Origin of the sequence: Metabacillus crassostreae (assembly GCF_016908395.1) — a bacterium.
Taxonomy (GTDB): domain Bacteria; phylum Bacillota; class Bacilli; order Bacillales; family Bacillaceae; genus Metabacillus; species Metabacillus crassostreae.
Map to the genome: position 1 here is coordinate 1299992 of NZ_JAFBDU010000001.1, position 16111 is coordinate 1316102.

At 32.5% G+C, this 16111-nt stretch carries 20 protein-coding genes; 5 read left to right on the forward strand and 15 right to left on the reverse strand.

The window, feature by feature from the left end:
- Positions 1-319: 319 nt before the first annotated feature.
- Together JOC75_RS06800 and JOC75_RS06805 are read right to left on the reverse strand one after the other, a co-directional pair.
- Positions 320-712, reverse strand: coding sequence for a DUF3397 domain-containing protein (locus JOC75_RS06800; RefSeq protein ID WP_204953266.1), 393 nt, complete (start codon positions 710-712; stop codon positions 320-322).
- A complete protein-coding gene (locus JOC75_RS06805; RefSeq protein ID WP_204953267.1) occupies positions 713-1609 on the reverse strand; it encodes a 2-dehydropantoate 2-reductase in 897 nt (298 codons plus the stop codon).
- 278 nt (positions 1610-1887) lie between these two features.
- Here JOC75_RS06805 and JOC75_RS06810 point away from each other — a divergent pair, with 278 nt between their 5' ends.
- On the forward strand, positions 1888-2352 hold the full coding sequence (locus JOC75_RS06810; protein ID WP_204953268.1) for an N-acetyltransferase: 465 nt from the start codon (positions 1888-1890) through the stop codon (positions 2350-2352).
- A gap of 171 nt (positions 2353-2523) precedes the next feature.
- Here JOC75_RS06810 and JOC75_RS06815 read toward each other — a convergent pair whose 3' ends face one another.
- From JOC75_RS06815 to JOC75_RS06830, 4 genes are all read right to left on the reverse strand, one after another.
- The gene (locus JOC75_RS06815) at positions 2524-3174 is read right to left on the reverse strand and encodes an RsfA family transcriptional regulator (RefSeq protein WP_204953269.1); all 651 of its coding nucleotides are present in this window, start codon (positions 3172-3174) and stop codon (positions 2524-2526) included.
- A 351-nt stretch (positions 3175-3525) separates the two neighbouring features.
- On the reverse strand, positions 3526-4302 hold the full coding sequence (locus JOC75_RS06820; protein WP_239589303.1) for an enoyl-CoA hydratase/isomerase family protein: 777 nt from the start codon (positions 4300-4302) through the stop codon (positions 3526-3528).
- Between the two features lie 340 nt (positions 4303-4642).
- Positions 4643-4816 (reverse strand): 50S ribosomal protein L32, encoded by a 174-nt coding sequence (gene rpmF / locus JOC75_RS06825; RefSeq protein ID WP_102229597.1) that lies wholly within the window; start codon positions 4814-4816, stop codon positions 4643-4645.
- A 79-nt stretch (positions 4817-4895) separates the two neighbouring features.
- Entirely contained in the window at positions 4896-5411 is a 516-nt protein-coding gene (locus JOC75_RS06830) for a YceD family protein (RefSeq protein WP_204953270.1), read from the reverse strand.
- A gap of 323 nt (positions 5412-5734) precedes the next feature.
- Between JOC75_RS06830 and JOC75_RS06835 the strand changes: the two genes are divergently transcribed.
- Complete coding sequence (locus JOC75_RS06835; protein ID WP_204953271.1) at positions 5735-6955, forward strand: nucleotidyltransferase; 1221 nt, start codon at positions 5735-5737, stop codon at positions 6953-6955.
- Positions 6956-7101: 146 nt separating this feature from the next.
- On the opposite strand, the gene JOC75_RS06840 is transcribed toward JOC75_RS06835, so the two are convergent.
- Both JOC75_RS06840 and JOC75_RS06845 read right to left on the reverse strand, forming a co-directional pair.
- Positions 7102-8127 carry a SepM family pheromone-processing serine protease gene (locus tag JOC75_RS06840; RefSeq protein WP_204953272.1) on the reverse strand — a complete coding sequence of 342 codons (1026 nt, stop codon included), beginning with the start codon at positions 8125-8127 and terminating at the stop codon, positions 7102-7104.
- Positions 8117-8917: a patatin-like phospholipase family protein gene (locus JOC75_RS06845; RefSeq protein WP_204953273.1), complete on the reverse strand. Its 801-nt coding sequence runs from the start codon at positions 8915-8917 to the stop codon at positions 8117-8119. Before JOC75_RS06845 ends, JOC75_RS06840 begins: the two co-directional genes overlap by 11 nt.
- 468 nt (positions 8918-9385) lie before the next feature.
- Here JOC75_RS06845 and ylbJ point away from each other — a divergent pair, with 468 nt between their 5' ends.
- On the forward strand, positions 9386-10609 hold the full coding sequence (gene ylbJ / locus JOC75_RS06850) for a sporulation integral membrane protein YlbJ (RefSeq protein WP_204953274.1): 1224 nt from the start codon (positions 9386-9388) through the stop codon (positions 10607-10609).
- Between the two features lie 143 nt (positions 10610-10752).
- Here ylbJ and coaD read toward each other — a convergent pair whose 3' ends face one another.
- Positions 10753-11244 (reverse strand): pantetheine-phosphate adenylyltransferase, encoded by a 492-nt coding sequence (coaD, locus tag JOC75_RS06855; protein ID WP_204953275.1) that lies wholly within the window; start codon positions 11242-11244, stop codon positions 10753-10755.
- Positions 11245-11246: 2 nt separating this feature from the next.
- Positions 11247-11816, reverse strand: a complete 570-nt coding sequence (gene rsmD, locus JOC75_RS06860; RefSeq protein WP_204953276.1) for a 16S rRNA (guanine(966)-N(2))-methyltransferase RsmD — start codon at positions 11814-11816, stop codon at positions 11247-11249.
- A gap of 495 nt (positions 11817-12311) precedes the next feature.
- Between rsmD and JOC75_RS06865 the strand changes: the two genes are divergently transcribed.
- Positions 12312-12701 (forward strand): DUF7147 family protein, encoded by a 390-nt coding sequence (locus JOC75_RS06865; protein ID WP_204953277.1) that lies wholly within the window; start codon positions 12312-12314, stop codon positions 12699-12701.
- A 70-nt stretch (positions 12702-12771) separates the two neighbouring features.
- On the opposite strand, the gene JOC75_RS06870 is transcribed toward JOC75_RS06865, so the two are convergent.
- The 5 genes from JOC75_RS06870 to ylbD all read right to left on the reverse strand — a co-directional run bounded on the left by JOC75_RS06870 (position 12772) and on the right by ylbD (position 15353).
- The gene (locus JOC75_RS06870; protein ID WP_204953278.1) at positions 12772-13044 is read right to left on the reverse strand and encodes a YlbG family protein; all 273 of its coding nucleotides are present in this window, start codon (positions 13042-13044) and stop codon (positions 12772-12774) included.
- A gap of 258 nt (positions 13045-13302) precedes the next feature.
- Complete coding sequence (locus tag JOC75_RS06875; protein WP_204953279.1) at positions 13303-13746, reverse strand: YlbF/YmcA family competence regulator; 444 nt, start codon at positions 13744-13746, stop codon at positions 13303-13305.
- Positions 13747-13833: 87 nt separating this feature from the next.
- Positions 13834-14247, reverse strand: a complete 414-nt coding sequence (locus JOC75_RS06880; protein WP_204953280.1) for a hypothetical protein — start codon at positions 14245-14247, stop codon at positions 13834-13836.
- 231 nt (positions 14248-14478) lie between these two features.
- On the reverse strand, positions 14479-14718 hold the full coding sequence (locus JOC75_RS06885) for a YlbE-like family protein (protein ID WP_204953281.1): 240 nt from the start codon (positions 14716-14718) through the stop codon (positions 14479-14481).
- 230 nt (positions 14719-14948) lie between these two features.
- On the reverse strand, positions 14949-15353 hold the full coding sequence (gene ylbD, locus JOC75_RS06890; protein WP_204953282.1) for a YlbD family protein: 405 nt from the start codon (positions 15351-15353) through the stop codon (positions 14949-14951).
- Positions 15354-15586: 233 nt separating this feature from the next.
- On the opposite strand from ylbD, the gene JOC75_RS06895 reads away from it, so the two are divergent.
- Positions 15587-16075, forward strand: a complete 489-nt coding sequence (locus JOC75_RS06895; protein WP_204953283.1) for a PaaI family thioesterase — start codon at positions 15587-15589, stop codon at positions 16073-16075.
- The last annotated feature ends 36 nt before the right edge of the window (positions 16076-16111 follow it).

The following is a 16111-nucleotide window of genomic DNA, read 5'->3' on the forward strand; positions in this document are numbered from 1 at the left end:
TTAGAAGAAAGGATGCCACTAGATTGTATACATAGTTGTTCCTTCATGATTCTAAAGACAACAAAGATTACGAAAACAGCCTATCTTGATTTATGTTAGATACAATAACTCCATTTCAAGCACTACGCTTTTTAAGGTTTTGAATCAATAAAAAACATCTTATTGCTTTACCTTACTGTATATAAACACGTTTTTTGTCCACAATCCAAAGTAACAGTTTAGTTGTATTATGTATTATTTATCATGATATCTATATCTATCAATTTTGAGTATAGCATTAATGGTAAAGAAACAAAAAAACTTTGCCTATAGGAACATTTTATAATGGTAATGTATTTTGTATGATTCCATCAACTACACCATATAGGGTTAAAAAAAGATAGCTGACAAAAAACACTAAAAATGAAAGCCTCCACACTTTTTTTGAGGCTGTAACTATTGATGGCATTTTCGTTTTTTTATAATCAACGTAGTAGAAAAGGACGATCAATCCAACTAACACTAATACTATGTGAAGAATAAAAGATTTTTCAAAAATAGCTATAAGATGAAAATGAACAGATGTAATAAAGATAATAGTTGTTATGTCAGCTGTCCAAAGAATTGTTTTCTTTTTATTACCTGCGATATAACGTAAAAGAAAATAAATGGCAATTAAGCTCAATAAAGGTAGAGTAACAGCTAATGAAACAAACCATTCAAAAATATCCATCTAATCCCCCCCTTTGTTAACCTCATTCTCAATTCCTTTTACTGCGTAATACAAGAATCTGATATATGGAATGTTTTTTCCATCAGCATGATCAATTAAATAACCCAGTATGGAATCAATCTCTGTTGACCTTCCTTCTTTTACGTCCTTATACATTGAAGAAACATTACCAGCAGTATTTTCACAAATCTTTACTACGTGTAACCAAAGTTCATCTACATCGCTTTCATTTAATACATCGATAACCTCAAGAAACAATTCATATAATAGCTTTTTAAAATAGGGATTGGAAGCCAATTCACCGTTTTTAGCTTTTAACACTGTGGTTAAAGGATTAATTGTCGCGTTCACAACTAACTTTTCTTTTAAAATTGGCTCCCATTCTGAAAATAATTTAAACATAAATATCGAATGCTCGTTATTTATAAGTGAATTCGTTATTTCTGAATCTATTTTCTGCTTATTATAAAACGCCATTTTAGTCAAGCCTATTCCAGTGTGCCTTACAGTTGATTCATCCAATTTTAAAGCTCCATGTTCTGAAACACCAAAGAGAATTTGATGATGTTCTATTTCTGGCATGAACCGAATATGCCCCATACCATTTTGAAGAAACAAGATTGTTTTTGCAGGTTGATCTTTTAACTTTTCAATAATTTCTTCTAACTGATACTGTTTAACAGTAATAATTAAAAATTGCTCTTTATATTCTCTAGAATCATTAGCATTCAGATTCGTATGAAATAAGTTATTATCTCTTTGAACAGTAATTCCCTTTTCATTGATAAGAGTTGCTTGGACAGCTTTGTTTGTATAAAGAGTTACTGATTGATTAATTGAAAGATAATAACTATATAATAATCCTAACGAGCCTGCTCCAATTATACCAACTTCCACTTATTTCACCCACTCGTAAATTGTTCTACACATCATCATTTAATCATCTATAAATGATCATATCAAAGTTACGTTATGAGCACTATAAATTCGTCCTTCTCTCTTTAATATAACTGGGTATACCAAGTAAGAGAGCAAATGAAAACGGTAACTAAATATGTAACAATATTCACTTTCCACATGTTATAATAATTGTAATGTAATAATGTTATGAATTAAATAAAAATTTACTTCGATATAATTAATTATTTATTATATACAGCTAGGAGGAAATGACTATGTTAAAAGTTGAAAGGCTATTAGTCAATTATAAAACATTAGAAGAATTTAAGAAATTTAGAGAGTATGGCATTCAAGAACTTTCGATGCTAGAAGACTTACAGTCAAATATCATCGAAAATGACAGTGATTCACCATTCTATGGAGTTTACTATGGAGACAAACTTGTCGCTAGGATGAGTCTTTACCGAGTTGACAAGAAATTTGATCAATATTTCAATCCACAACAAGACTTTTTAGAGCTTTGGAAGCTTGAAGTTTTGCCTAATTACCAAGGAAAAGGTTATGGGAAAGCACTTGTTGATTATGCTAAAACCTTTCAATTACCTATTAAAACTAACCCACGTGTAAAATCAGGTGACTTTTGGTCAAAAATGGATTTTGAACCTGTGAAATATGATATGGAAAGAGATAAAGGTGAAAATCCTTTAGTGTGGTATCCAGCTGGAGTCTCTGAACAATAAACATAAGGAAAAGTGCAAGCCGGCCTGGAGCTTAGACTTTAAAACTAAAGTGCAGTTTTTATACTTCATCAATCATCTTATAAACAGAAGCAACAAAAAAAGTAGTGGATAAAATCCCACTACTTTTTTGTTGTTTCTAAAATTATTACTCTTTGAAACAGTACTTTCATCTTACTTTTCAACTCTTTCTAATACACCATTTTTATCCATTTGAAACTTCACTTTTCGATTTCTCTCATCCTCTTGTAGAATAACCATTTTTCTAACTTTATCCATCACTTCAATTAAAGCATGATAATCCGCTTCTATTACTTGTAAATTGTTTGATAATGTAGTTTTCTCTTGCTTAAGTTTTTTAATAATCTCTTTCAGTTCCATATTCTCAGTTGTTAACCTTTGATTTTCTGCTTGAATTTCATTTACCGCAGGTGCTTCTTCATACTGTTTAAGAAATGTAATAAGTTCTTTTATTGTATTTGAACTTTGACTTTGGTTTTGATTGACGGATTTCTCATTTGGAACTTCAACCACTTCTTTTTCTTCATTATTTTGATCTTGTTCAACAGTGGATTGCTCAATATCTGAAGTATATGTTCTTAACTCTTTTCTTTGCTTTTTTGCAACTTCAATACCAGTTTTATATTGTTTACGAACATGTGAATTCCATCTAAACCCACATGCTGCTGCAGTTCGAGATAATTTTCTACCTACTTCTTCAAATGCAGCAAGTTGTGTTGCTCCTTCACGTATATGTCTCAGCACCACTTCAGCTAATAGTAAATCTTCATCATGTGTCCATGCATCTTGTCGTGTAGTAGTCATCTTAATACCTCCAATAGTCACTTTTAATTAATACATATGCAACTACTAGAAAAGATAGACTAATTACACTCTATTACTTATAAAAATATACAAAACCACAAATTGCTATTTATCAAAAACTTTCTATAATAAAAGGCTTTACTTTCTTAGGAAAAAAACATGGCCCTCTTATCCTAAAGGGCTAAGAGTTTACTTGTTAGTTGAACTCCTGTGAGATAGCCATTTGACTCCTTCTTTAAGCTAGAATGCTTGTATATCCATCCATGTCCAATCAACACAATCAACAGGTTATTAAAATTCAATATTAAGCTTTATCAGGGCCTAATTATCAAATAACCTTAAACTCTATGTTCATTCCTTTTTTCTGCTCATAAAATTTGCAACAGCTTGATGATGTTCATCTAACTCCCATAACACTGAACAGTTATATATCTCAGACATCATCCGATTATGTAATCCGGTTTGTTTCCATTGATTTACTTTAATTGATTTATATGCTCTTATTACATTTGGGTCGGTAACTAATGAGTTTTCTATAAATTTGTAAGTAACAGGGTAAAAGTCATCCTCAGAAGAGAAAACTTTGTTAATAAAGCCTAGTGATTCTGCTTCTTCAACTAATATCTTGTCTGCAGAATACAAGAGAGACATTGCCTGATCATACCGTAATTTTTCCAAAAGCATTGTTGCTCCACCCCAACCTGTGGTAATCGCTAATTGCCCTTGAATGAATCCAACAGAAACACCTTGTTTAGCTAATCTAAAATCACAAGCTGTTGCTATTTCACAGCCACCTCCTAAAGCAACCCCATTTAATAAAGCATAAGTTGGTACAGGAAAAGTCATTAATTCATACAATATATCTCCCATTTTCGAAAGCATTTGATAGGCTTCTTTTTGTGTTTTCAACGCATGAAACACCTTTATATCTCCACCTGAACAAAAAGCTTTGTCTCCTTCCCCCGTTATAATAAGCGCTTTCAAATCTTTTCTATCTTTAATAGCCTCAAAACTTAACTTAAGTTGATCCATACACTCAAAATCAATTGCATTATATTTATCAGGACGATTTAATCTTAATTCTATAACCCCTAACATAGGTTCACTCATGACTATTTTTTGTTGCATGTTTCTTCTTCCTTTCTTTCATTTAATAAGGACTTCCCTCATAAAGTTGTTTTTTTACATGGAAAAAGTTTAATACGAATCTCAAGTACCATTCTTTTTCAGTGTTTAGTACATATAAGGTTCCTTCTATTAGGAACAGGTATCACAAGACTCCATATCATGCTATTTCCTTCAAGTTACTAAAAAACTCGACAATTCGCAAAGCTTTTATATCAAAACTAAGTTATTAACTTGTTCTACTTACAATTTTGAATAATCTTATCTTATATAGTTCAAAAATATCTTGTAAATATAAAAACGTGAGAATCAATAGATTCTCACGTTTTTAATGGCAAACATATTATTTGCTTACAACGTCTTTTCCTTTGTATGTTCCACATGCTTTACATACACGGTGAGCAAGTTTGCTTTCACCGCAGCTTGGGCATTCTACCATACCAGGTACTTGTAATTTAAAATGAGTACGACGTAGTCTTTTTCTTGTTTTAGAAGTTCTTCTAAAAGGTACAGCCATTATTCCCACCTCCTTAAAGAGCATTACATAGATGAATCCGAATAAATCGGTTCATTGTAAGATATTAGCTAAAATATCATTAGCTTTCTTCATTTTCGAAGAATTTTGCCAGTCCAGCTAATCGAGGATCAACCTTGTTATTCTGAGCTTCCTCAGAAATCACTTCCCAGTCTTTACCTGATTGTGGAGCAGCTCCTTCTACTTTGTCATCATCACAGAAAACTTGTATCGGAATTTCTAATATAATGATTTCTTTTATTATTGGGGTTAAATCCAAAACATCACCATCAACTAGATGAAAATCATCTTCCGTATCATAATCTGCTGGTTTTAATAAAAATGTTTCTGTTGTATCAATTGAAAATGGATATTTAACATCCACTAACGTTCGAGAACAAGGAAGAACCATTGAACCAGTTATTGTTAAGTGAAATGTTGCTTTAGTTGAGCTAAGATCTGCTCTACCAATAACATTTACCGGACTTATATCACGTATGTCTTTATGACTTGTGACAAGGTCACTTACATTAACTTCTTCATCAATCTTCAATCCCTTGCTTTGCAATTGATGTAGTTGACTAATTGTCCATTTCAACGTGTATCACCTCAAGGCAACAAAGGTAATTATAGCCTTCGCAAAATAATTTGTCAATATTTTTTCTTTACAGTGTTAGTATACATGATAATTTCTATAATGCAAAATTAACACCAGTATTTACACCATATATTTTGCCGTTCCGTTAGAACACTATACAGAAAACAATGGAATAAGTAAAGAGGTTTATCCATAACACTTCTTAATCTATAATAGAATTAGGTTTGAAGTGGGATCAGTAAATAGACATGTTTGATTTATAAAGATACCACACTTTAAACACAAATGTTCAAATAGAAAAAATATGAATTGTTGGTGATAACATGAATGTTCTCGGATTGATTGTAGAATATAATCCATTTCATAATGGGCACTTATACCATTTAAAAGAATCAGTAAAAAAAACAAATGCTAATGTTGTTATTGCTGTAATGAGTGGGAATTTTCTTCAAAGGGGTGAACCATCGATCATCTCTAAATGGAAGCGTACTGAAATGGCTTTACTAAATGGTGTTGATTTGGTTATCGAGCTTCCGTATGTGTTTGCAACACAGAAAGCAGAAACCTTTGCAAACGGTGCAGTTTCAATATTAGAAGCATTACATTGTGACAGTCTTTGTTTTGGTAGTGAATCAGGTGAAATTAATCCGTTTCTTCAAACAACTCAATTTTTATTGAAGCGCCAATTAGAGTATGATGAACTAATAAAAAAGCACGTTCAAACTGGAGTGAGTTATCCTAAAGCATTAACCCTTGCTTTTCAAGAATTAGCGGGAGATCAAGAAATACTAGATCTTTCTCTTCCAAATAATATTTTAGGATTTCATTATGTGAGTGCCATTTATAAACAAAAGTCCAAAATTAAACCATATACAATTAAACGATCATCAGCCGGATATCATGATGAAACTATTACAAGTCCTACAATTGCTAGTGCAACAAGTATTCGGAAAACCTTGTTCTCAAGCGACAGTGAGGAGGTGAATATTAGTAATTATGTACCACCTGAAACATTAGAAAGAATAAACAAATATAAAGCTGAAAACACTCTCCTCCATAATTGGGAAAATTATTTTCATTACTTAAAGTACTCAATTTTGACAATGCGTAAAGAAGAAATCCAGTCAATTTACGAGGTTGAAGAAGGGTTAGAAAACCGAATACTTAAGTTTATTATCCAATCGACTAGCTTTCATGAATTTATTGAAAAATTAAAATCAAAAAGATACACATGGACAAGACTTCAAAGAGTATGTACCCACATATTAACAAACACAACAAAACAGCAAATGAAAGATATAACCGAATTATCTCCATACATAAGATTATTAGGAATGACAGAGAAAGGCCAAAAATATTTAAATTCAATCAAAAAGGACGTTCCAATACCTCTTATCTCTAAGGTATCTTCTTTTCAACATCCGTTTCTTGACATTGATATAAAAGCATCATACACATATAACATGGTATTTCAGGAACCAAATCGTTCATTACGACTGCAAGATGAATATACTTCTCCTCCAATTAGAATTGTTAGGAAATAATTAAGCAATTTAGTAGGGATTTTTCAATAATTAATATGATACCAACTTGCTATCTGAATAGAGAGATCAAAAAATGCCTGGATTAGGTGATTAATCCAGGCATTTTTATTTAAAGATCTTTGATTGAAGCTAATTTTCATGATGTTTTAATTCTTAACCTCTATTTTCATTAAATAATTCAATGCATCGTCAAACTCATCGACTGGAATGATTTTCATATTTGTATTAATATCTTCTGCTGTCTTGAGGGCTTCTTGATAATCTGATGTAGAATTGTTTTGTTCATTTGGTGCAAAAAATATATCAACATCATCATGATCAGCAGCAACTATTTTTTGTGAGATCCCTCCTATTGGACCAACTTCACCCTCTGCATTAATTGTGCCTGTACCAGCAATTTTATATCCTTTTGTTATATCTTCTTCAATAAGTTGATTATAAATCTCCAATGACATCATTAAACCTGCTGATGGACCTCCAATTTCTTCGGTTTTTAAGGTAATTGTAGGGTCAACATCAATTTCCCGATCAGTAACTAGCCCTATACCTATCCCTACTTTACTTGGCTGTTCTTTGAACGCCGCTAGCTTAATCTTTGCTTCCTTTTGCTCTCCATCTCTTTCATAATTTATGAGCACCTCATCACCTTCATTCTTTTTACTCACATACTCAATAAATTCCTCTGCTGTTTGAAATTCAATTTGATCAACTGAATATATTCGATCTCCCACATTTAATACATCATAAGCAGGCATATCTTCTACAACACCGTCTACATAGATTCCATTGAATGTAAAATCAACCTTTTTATTTGCTTTTTTATAAGCAACGGCAATCGCAGATTCTTGAGAAACTTCCATCATGTGTAATTGGCGATTAATATATTCTTTATCAGTTTCATCTTCACGCCTAATCTCCTCAAGAGGGTGAAGGTAATGATAGTCATTTAATTTTGCCCAGACATATGTTAGGGGGTTTGCTCTACCAAACCTTACAGTTGTTAAAGAAAAACTACCTTCTTCCTTATCAAATCCATTCTCCACCTCTATTATCGGTTGTAATTCTGAAGCCATCCCTGGCTGTGTAATATAATAAGGAAGTTTGATAAATGTTGTAATGAGAATAATAATTGCTAAAAAAAGGCTCGTTCTAAAAATAGTTCTACCCTTCATCAGAGTTGTTCTCCTTCCATTTCTCGATAAGGTTATGTATTTTATCAACCTGTAACCTTGCTTCCTTTTCACCAATATCAATAATTTCCTTCGTATTTTTAAACGCCCTAGAACTATATTGCTCTACATGTGGACGAATCATGACATCTGAAGCAATTTCCCGGTGATGTACAAGTTCATCCTGCATAATGTCTAAACTTTGTAAAATAACATCAAAAATAGACGTTATATCTTCATTTTTCTTTACATGTGATACATCAACAGCAACGACAATATCTGCCCCCATTTCTTTCACAACTGAAACAGGTACTCTGTCAACTACTCCTCCATCCACTAACAGTCTACCATTAATTTTTTCCGGAACAAAGATTCCAGGTATAGCAATACTTGCTCGAACAGCATCTGCAACAGATCCTTCTTTAAAAACTACTTTTTTCCCATCATATAAATCAGTTGCTATAACAGCAACAGGAATGTCTAATTGATCAAATGTTTTATGATGTGTAAATAAACGAATCAGTTCTTTTACACGATTACCTGAAATAAATCCCATTTTAGGAATTGTATAATCTAAGTAGTATTTTCTTTTAAATGCTAACGCAAATTGGTTCATTCTTTCAATGCTTAAACCTGATGCATAAAAGGTTCCTACAAGAGCCCCCATACTACTTCCTGCAATTAAGTCTATTGGAATTCCTTCTTCTTTTAAAACTTTTAGTACTCCTAAATGAGCAAATCCCCTTGCTCCACCAGAACCAAGAGCTAAACCAATTTTAGGTTCCTTTTTCAAAGAGAATCCCTCCTTTTTTCGCTTACTTTATCTCTTTACATAAGCTGAAGCAAACAGCTTGATATAAAGCCTATTCACTTCTTTTCTTTCTTTGAAATCGTTAATAATAAAACTCATACCAGATAATTTATTCAATTAGCAATCTTAGCAAAGAGCTCCACATAAAAATGTATGTGTAATATATAATGCTTATCCAATATTTTCATTTTATTTCCTTATAAATCTAGATAAAGGTAAATTTCAAATCAGATAATTATTCTATACGTCATTCTTATGGTCTAAAAAGTGTACCTATTCACGTATATTGAACTAATGAGGATTGTACAAGTATATTTGATAAAGCTGATTAAAGCTTTATCAGTATAGTCGTTCATGCTCTGGGTGTGCTTATTTTAGTAAATTCACATTCAGAAGATTATATTTATAATCTGTAAATTATTATGACCGTGATTTAGGAGGCGTCACATTTTGAGTCTTTCAAAATTCAAAACCATATTCTTAGCTATTTTTATTAGTGGTCTTACAATTTCCATCATTTTAAATCCTAAAGAATCACTTGATGCCTCAACTAGAGGATTAGAAATTTGGTGGGAAGTTGTTTTCCCATCACTTCTACCATTTTTTATTGTTTCAGAATTACTCATAGGTTTTGGGGTTGTGAAATTTTTAGGCGTTTTATTAGAACCACTAATGCGTCCTATCTTTCGTGTCCCTGGTGTTGGTGGCTTCGTATGGGCAATGGGAATGGCATCTGGAAATCCTGCTGGCGCAAAGCTTACAGCAAGGCTAAGGCAAGAAAACCACCTTACAGCAATACAAGCAGAACGACTTGTATCATTTACTAGTTCTTCAAATCCGTTATTTATCTTCGGAGCAGTTGCAGTTGGATTTTTTAACAATCCAGCTTTAGGAATCCTTTTGGCATCTGCCCATTATTTGGGGAATTTGTGTGTAGGAATAACGATGAGATTTTATGGTGGATCTAGTGAAACATTACATGATTCAAAGAAGGTTACCTTTCTTTCTTCGATCATGACCGCGTTTAGGGAGTTACATACAACACGAATACAAGAAGGTCGTCCTCTCGGCAAAATGCTTGGAGATGCTGTTATTTCGTCAATTCAAACTCTCTTAATGATTGGCGGATTTATTATATTATTCTCTGTTTTTAATAAAATTCTTTCTATAATTCATGTTACAGAGATGATTGCCTTTATTATTTCCGGTATCTTAGCTCTCTTTCATTTAGCAACTGAACTGAGTGTTCCACTAATAACAGGGATTTTCGAAATCACTCTTGGAAATCAGTTAGTTAGTGAAACTAATGTAAAGTTGGTAGATAAAGTAATGATTGCAAGTTTTATTTTGGCATTTGGCGGGTTATCTATACAGGCTCAGGTTGCAAGTATATTAGCAGATACAGATATACGGTTTAAACCATTCTTTTTTGCAAGAATCCTTCAAGGAGTCTACTCATCATTTATTGCTTACTTGCTCTTCAATCCTCTATATGTAAATATTCAAGCATACAACACAAGTGATTTGCCTGTCATGCTGATGTTGCATAGTCCAGAGTGGGCAAGAAACTATTGGGAGTCTGTTATCCAAATTGGTCCGCTAATTACGTTATCATCACTAATGCTGTATGTATTCTTGTATGGTAGACGCAGTGTCTTTTCTAAGCCATTGTAATAACAGGATTAGCATGGATTATTTTCACATACTCTGTGACACCTAGTTGAATACCTTTAGTGGATATGAATCCTAAAAAAATACAATGATTAACTAACAATCAAAAAACAAAAAAGCCTAATAATAAGGCTTTTTTGTTTTTCCTAATTCATTTCATTATTAAATTTATTTTTTAGAGCCTTTTCAACGACTGACGGTACCAGATCAGAAATATCTCCTTTATATTTAGCAACTTCTTTAACAATGCTAGAACTCAAAAAAGAATATTGATTATTAGTCATCATAAAAAGAGTTTCAATATTATCATCCAGCACACGGTTCATGGATGTGATTTGCATTTCATACTCAAAATCTGAAACAGCTCTTAAGCCTCTTAAAATTGCTTGTGCTTGTTTATCACGAGCATAATCAATTAGTAAGCCTTGGTAAGATTCAACAAACACATTCGGTATATTATGGGTCACTTCTCTGATTAATTCACATCGTTCTTCAACTGTAAATAAAGGCTTTTTCGAAGAGTTGTTCAGCACACAAATATACACTTGATCAAATACCTTTGCCCCTCTTTTAATGATATCTAAATGTCCAAAGGTAATTGGATCAAAGCTTCCAGGACAAACCGATATACTCCCCATCATTACTCCTCCTCTTCAAAATTTTTTAGTCTATATATGGTTATTGAACTCATTCCATATGTTTCATGCTTACATTGAACAAATTGACCAATTTCCATATCTAATTTAACATCTGATCCATGCTCTGTAACGATATATCCTTCTTTATGTAGAAGATTATTATCACCAATTGTATTTATAAGCGCTTTCAATTTTTGTTGCTTGTACGGTGGGTCTAAAAAAATCAAAGAAAACTGAACTTCTCTTTTAACGATTGGTTTTAAAGCTCGTTCAGCATCATTACGATAAACTTCTGATAATTTTTCAGCTCGACAAAGCTCCAAATTTTTATGTATTGTTTGAATGGCCTTTGCTTCTCGGTCAACAAATATGCAATGTCCAATTCCACGACTTAAAGCTTCTATTCCAAGACCACCACTACCAGCAAATAAATCTAATGCAGTACCACCTTCAAAATAAGGACCTACCATATTAAAAATGGCTTCTTTAACTTTATCTGTTGTAGGCCTCGTTGTTACTCCTGGCACAGCTTTTAATTGTCTTCCCTTAAAATTCCCTGCTACTACTCTCAAATCTTTCACCACTATTTCTATTTGTTAATTTGCATCAAGGATAATTAATGCACGATTTTTAAAATTAAACTACTAAATAAAGTTCAATTTTATCCTACCACAGCTATTCTAGTTGTTACAATAAATTCCCTTCTAAACATATTTCAAGAAAAATTTTTCCTATTTATGTATACAGAAAAGCCATTTGGTGATAATGAGAGTAACAACATCGATTCGTTGATGTTGTTGCCAACCGCGGAGAAGACTTACGTTTCCCCATAAGTTCTTCCTCCGGTTTCTCCTCTCCCTTTGCCTTCAGCCTTTTATTTTTATAAAAGGTTTTGAAGGACCCTACAGGATTTTCTGTAGGGTTTTTTTATCATTATATAGAATGATTCAAGCTATTATCAATTAAAGCAACATGATATAGTAAGACTTGGTTTATTACTTGTCAAAGTAACTATATGCAACAAAGATACAATAACAGTTTTATTAAAGTCTCAGGGGGAATGAAGAATGATACAAAGATTTATTGAGCTAGGTGAAGGTTATTCAGATATTTATGAACTAATTGAAACAGCGAAAGCAAATCAGCATAGAGTATCAAGATTAATTGCATTACATACAAAACTAGAAGAAAAAGCATTTACTTCAATAGTAGTTGTTATGCAACCAACAACCATGGGAGACTTTCAAGCTCTCTATTTATGTAGAGAAGGTATTCCAAATCCATCAATTAAAGCAAATAAAAGATATCAGCTATTTGAGGAGCTAGCTGCCTCCTTACAATTAAACATTATTGCCATTGATGTTAAACCTTCTACAATGTTCAACGAAAAAGAATTATATCATCAATATTTAATTGGCATTTTGCGATTAAATCATTTCATTCCGCCGATGCGCTAGCATATGTTTTTCCACAACAAAGGCAGATACTATAACTTTGTGTTTTCAAAGCTAAGTATCTGCCTTCTTTTCATAATCCAAGTTTGTAATCGTATTCTTTTGCCTTATCAATTTTAGATTCAAATTCCAATTTTAGATAAGGCTTATATGATGGTTCTGCATGTTTAACAAACGAATATGTACAGAGCTTCTGTACAGTTTGCTCAACTGCATTCATATCACAATAAAGAACAACATATTTTAAACGCTTTGAAACATAATGGACATTACCAAATTTTCTTAGCATTTTTAACTGTTTTAATGAATGTACCCACACAACAATTCCCTGCCGCTTTTCAAACATAATAATTCTCCTTATTATAAGGTGTAGATTCTTTTTCTCAGTAATTTACAAACAACACTATACCTATATTAGCATCATGAATCAATATCAAACAAAAGTCTAGCAAATATTTTCATTTGTCTTACTATTTTTCGTTATGTATTTGAATTATGAGCTTTATAGATATTACAAAACCACAAATGGAAAGAAGAGAAAAACTTTTCTTCCATCATTTGTGGTTTGTTTTATCCATCTTATATTAGATATTAATAATAAGAGTTATGATACTTTGCAGCCACAACCTCCACCGGAACCACAGCCTCCACCACAGCTGGATTCAAAGAAAGGATTTCCTGTTGGTACTTTAATATGGATCGATACTGCTTGACCTAATTCAACACTAATTTCATCCAAAAGTGATTGCAAGTCATTTTCAGATTTTTTAAAGCTAGAGATAACCTCATTTAGATCAAGTTCTCTTTTGGTATCTCGTAACTCCTTTGTAATCTTTCGATAATCAGGATGATATTTACCAAATCGTTGAACATCTTCGTAAAGATCTTTTATTTTCGTAAATCTATAAATTAACTCTTGAGCTTCTTTATCATTTTTTAATATATTGTAACTACGACGATACTGATCTGCAATCTCGGAATTCAGGACTAAATCCGCGAGTTGTTCAGCTTCATCTAATAATTGAATACTCTCAATAGTTGCAAACATAGGCTGTATGCACCTCCGCTATTCATTTTAACATGAATAACAAAAAATGAAAAATCCAATGTTTAGATGAACTTTCTTATTTTTATTTTACTGAACCTTTACATTTAATGTCTTTTTCAAATCCTTCACATTTTGAGCATTATGCACAACCTCAACTACAATATTGTGCTCACCCTTTTCTAACCCTTTTAAAATAAAAGCAGCAGTATAAATTTCCTTTGTCTTTTGACCATCTACTGTGACATTCAGATGACCCTCGCCTTTTTCAAGTTGTAAACCAGGAATAAAACATTCTACATATACGTTTTGTTCTCTTGTATGGTAATTAATATCAAATGTTGCTTTCGGGCTTTGACTTGCAACAGCTACAATATCATTTGAAATTTCATTAACTTGAACGGGAATAATTTGATCTACTATTCCCTTTGGTCTAGGCTTGTCCTCTGTACAACCGACTAAAATACTCAATAATAATACAAACATGGTTAATAACCTTTTCATTTTATTTCGCCTCCTTTTTTTATTGTTTACTGAGAAGAGCGAAAACATGAATCCTTAGTTTTAACCTTTTATGACGCTGTTTTCTCTCGGTTAATTGGTCAAATTACAACTTTTCAAAAAAAGAGCCATCAAAAAATAGTTTCGAGCTTAAGTTAAATCAAGCGTGAAATTATATCTTACTTTGATTAACCCCTAAACCCGAAACTAATTTTATTAGCTAAAGAAATATTTTCAATCCTGTTGTCTCATTGATTGAAACATCGCTACCATCATCGAAGCCATTTGTACTGAATTAGTAAATTGTTGGACTTTATGTGGAATGGTTCTTTGGTAGTAGTTCATCATTTCAATTTCCAAGGTATCAAAGTCATTAGGGTTTCTAGATAGCTTCCTGTACCAATGAGGCTGTTCTCTTATAAATTGTTTTCGGTCACTTTTAGCTTGTATAAACTCTTGAACTTCCTTTCTCATCAGCACCCTCCCCAATTTTGACATCTAATGTTGAATAAAAAACTATGTTCATTACTTAAAAAGTTTTAGAATAGAGACGTTCTTGCCCTCTATCCTAAAATGGCTTATATCTCAGGAATAAAGGAGTTGTTTATTCACCTTTCACGACCATCTGCCTTTTTTACTAGGCTCTGTTAAACTTTGCAGTTGATTTTCGTATCTGACATAAGATTTTCCTCGAATTAAGAGCGTTAGTCCTTTCTAAACGTGAAAGGATGATTCTGACTATTGTTTGTCGCTTGTTGATTGGATCCCTTCGAACTTCCAAATTGATCGAATAGACCTTGAATAGTTGAAATTGTGCTGCTCATATTTGTAATATGATGATTAACTGTATTCATATCCATTTTCTTTACTGCTGACAGCATTTGCGACATAAAGTCAGCTTTACTATCTTTTTTATCATCCTCTTGCTCCTGCTCTCCGTCTCTATATTGCTTCCACACAACATCACTCTCACCAAGTAAGTACCAGTCTTCAAACACTTCCTGCCAATCTTTATTACCCTTACGAACTTCCTGTACAAGTTTAGGATGCTTCTTAACAAATTCTTTAAATTGCTGAACAGAAGGATGCGATTTCTTTTTTGATGTCATCTAATATCACCTCGTCAATACATTTGCCTATGATATACTATCAAAAACTCCACTAATTGGTTCGCCCATTTTTTGTATTTATAAACAATCAATTTAAACCTCTTTCAATCCGACCCTTCTGAACTAGCAGCTTGGTTAAACTAAGTAACTCCTTGTTCCAAACCCAAAAATTAATTGCTACTCTCAAGAAAATTTTGGTAAAATATCACTACATAAAGGAGTTGGATAAGCGGATGAATAAGGCAGAATTACTACAAACAACAAATGAGATTTTAGAAGAAGCTAATCAAGACGAAATAGAAGTTCTTACATTACTGCTAAATGGTCTAAAGAAGAAGCAAAATAATAAGATAAGCTCATATATTGGTGCCCTTCTTCATGCAGAAGGTGAATATCTCGAAGAATCTTTTTCGATTAGAATTCCGAATACACCAATTATTCAAAATGCGCTTAATATTGTTCATGGTGGAATTACTGCTACATTACTAGATTCAGCAATGGGAGGGTTAGCTCACCACATCCTACCACCAGATAAAGCTGCGGTAACAACTGAAATTAAAATAAACTATGTAGCACCAGGTGTTGGAAAAGAATTATCATGTAAGTCAAACCTTATTCATAAAGGAAATAAAACAATTGTGACAGAAGGAAAAGTCTTTAGAGACGATGGAACGCTTATTGCACATAGTACTGCAAGCTTTTTTATAATAAATCGAGGCTAGGAAGAGTGATATGAAAAAACATTTTTTCAAAAAACA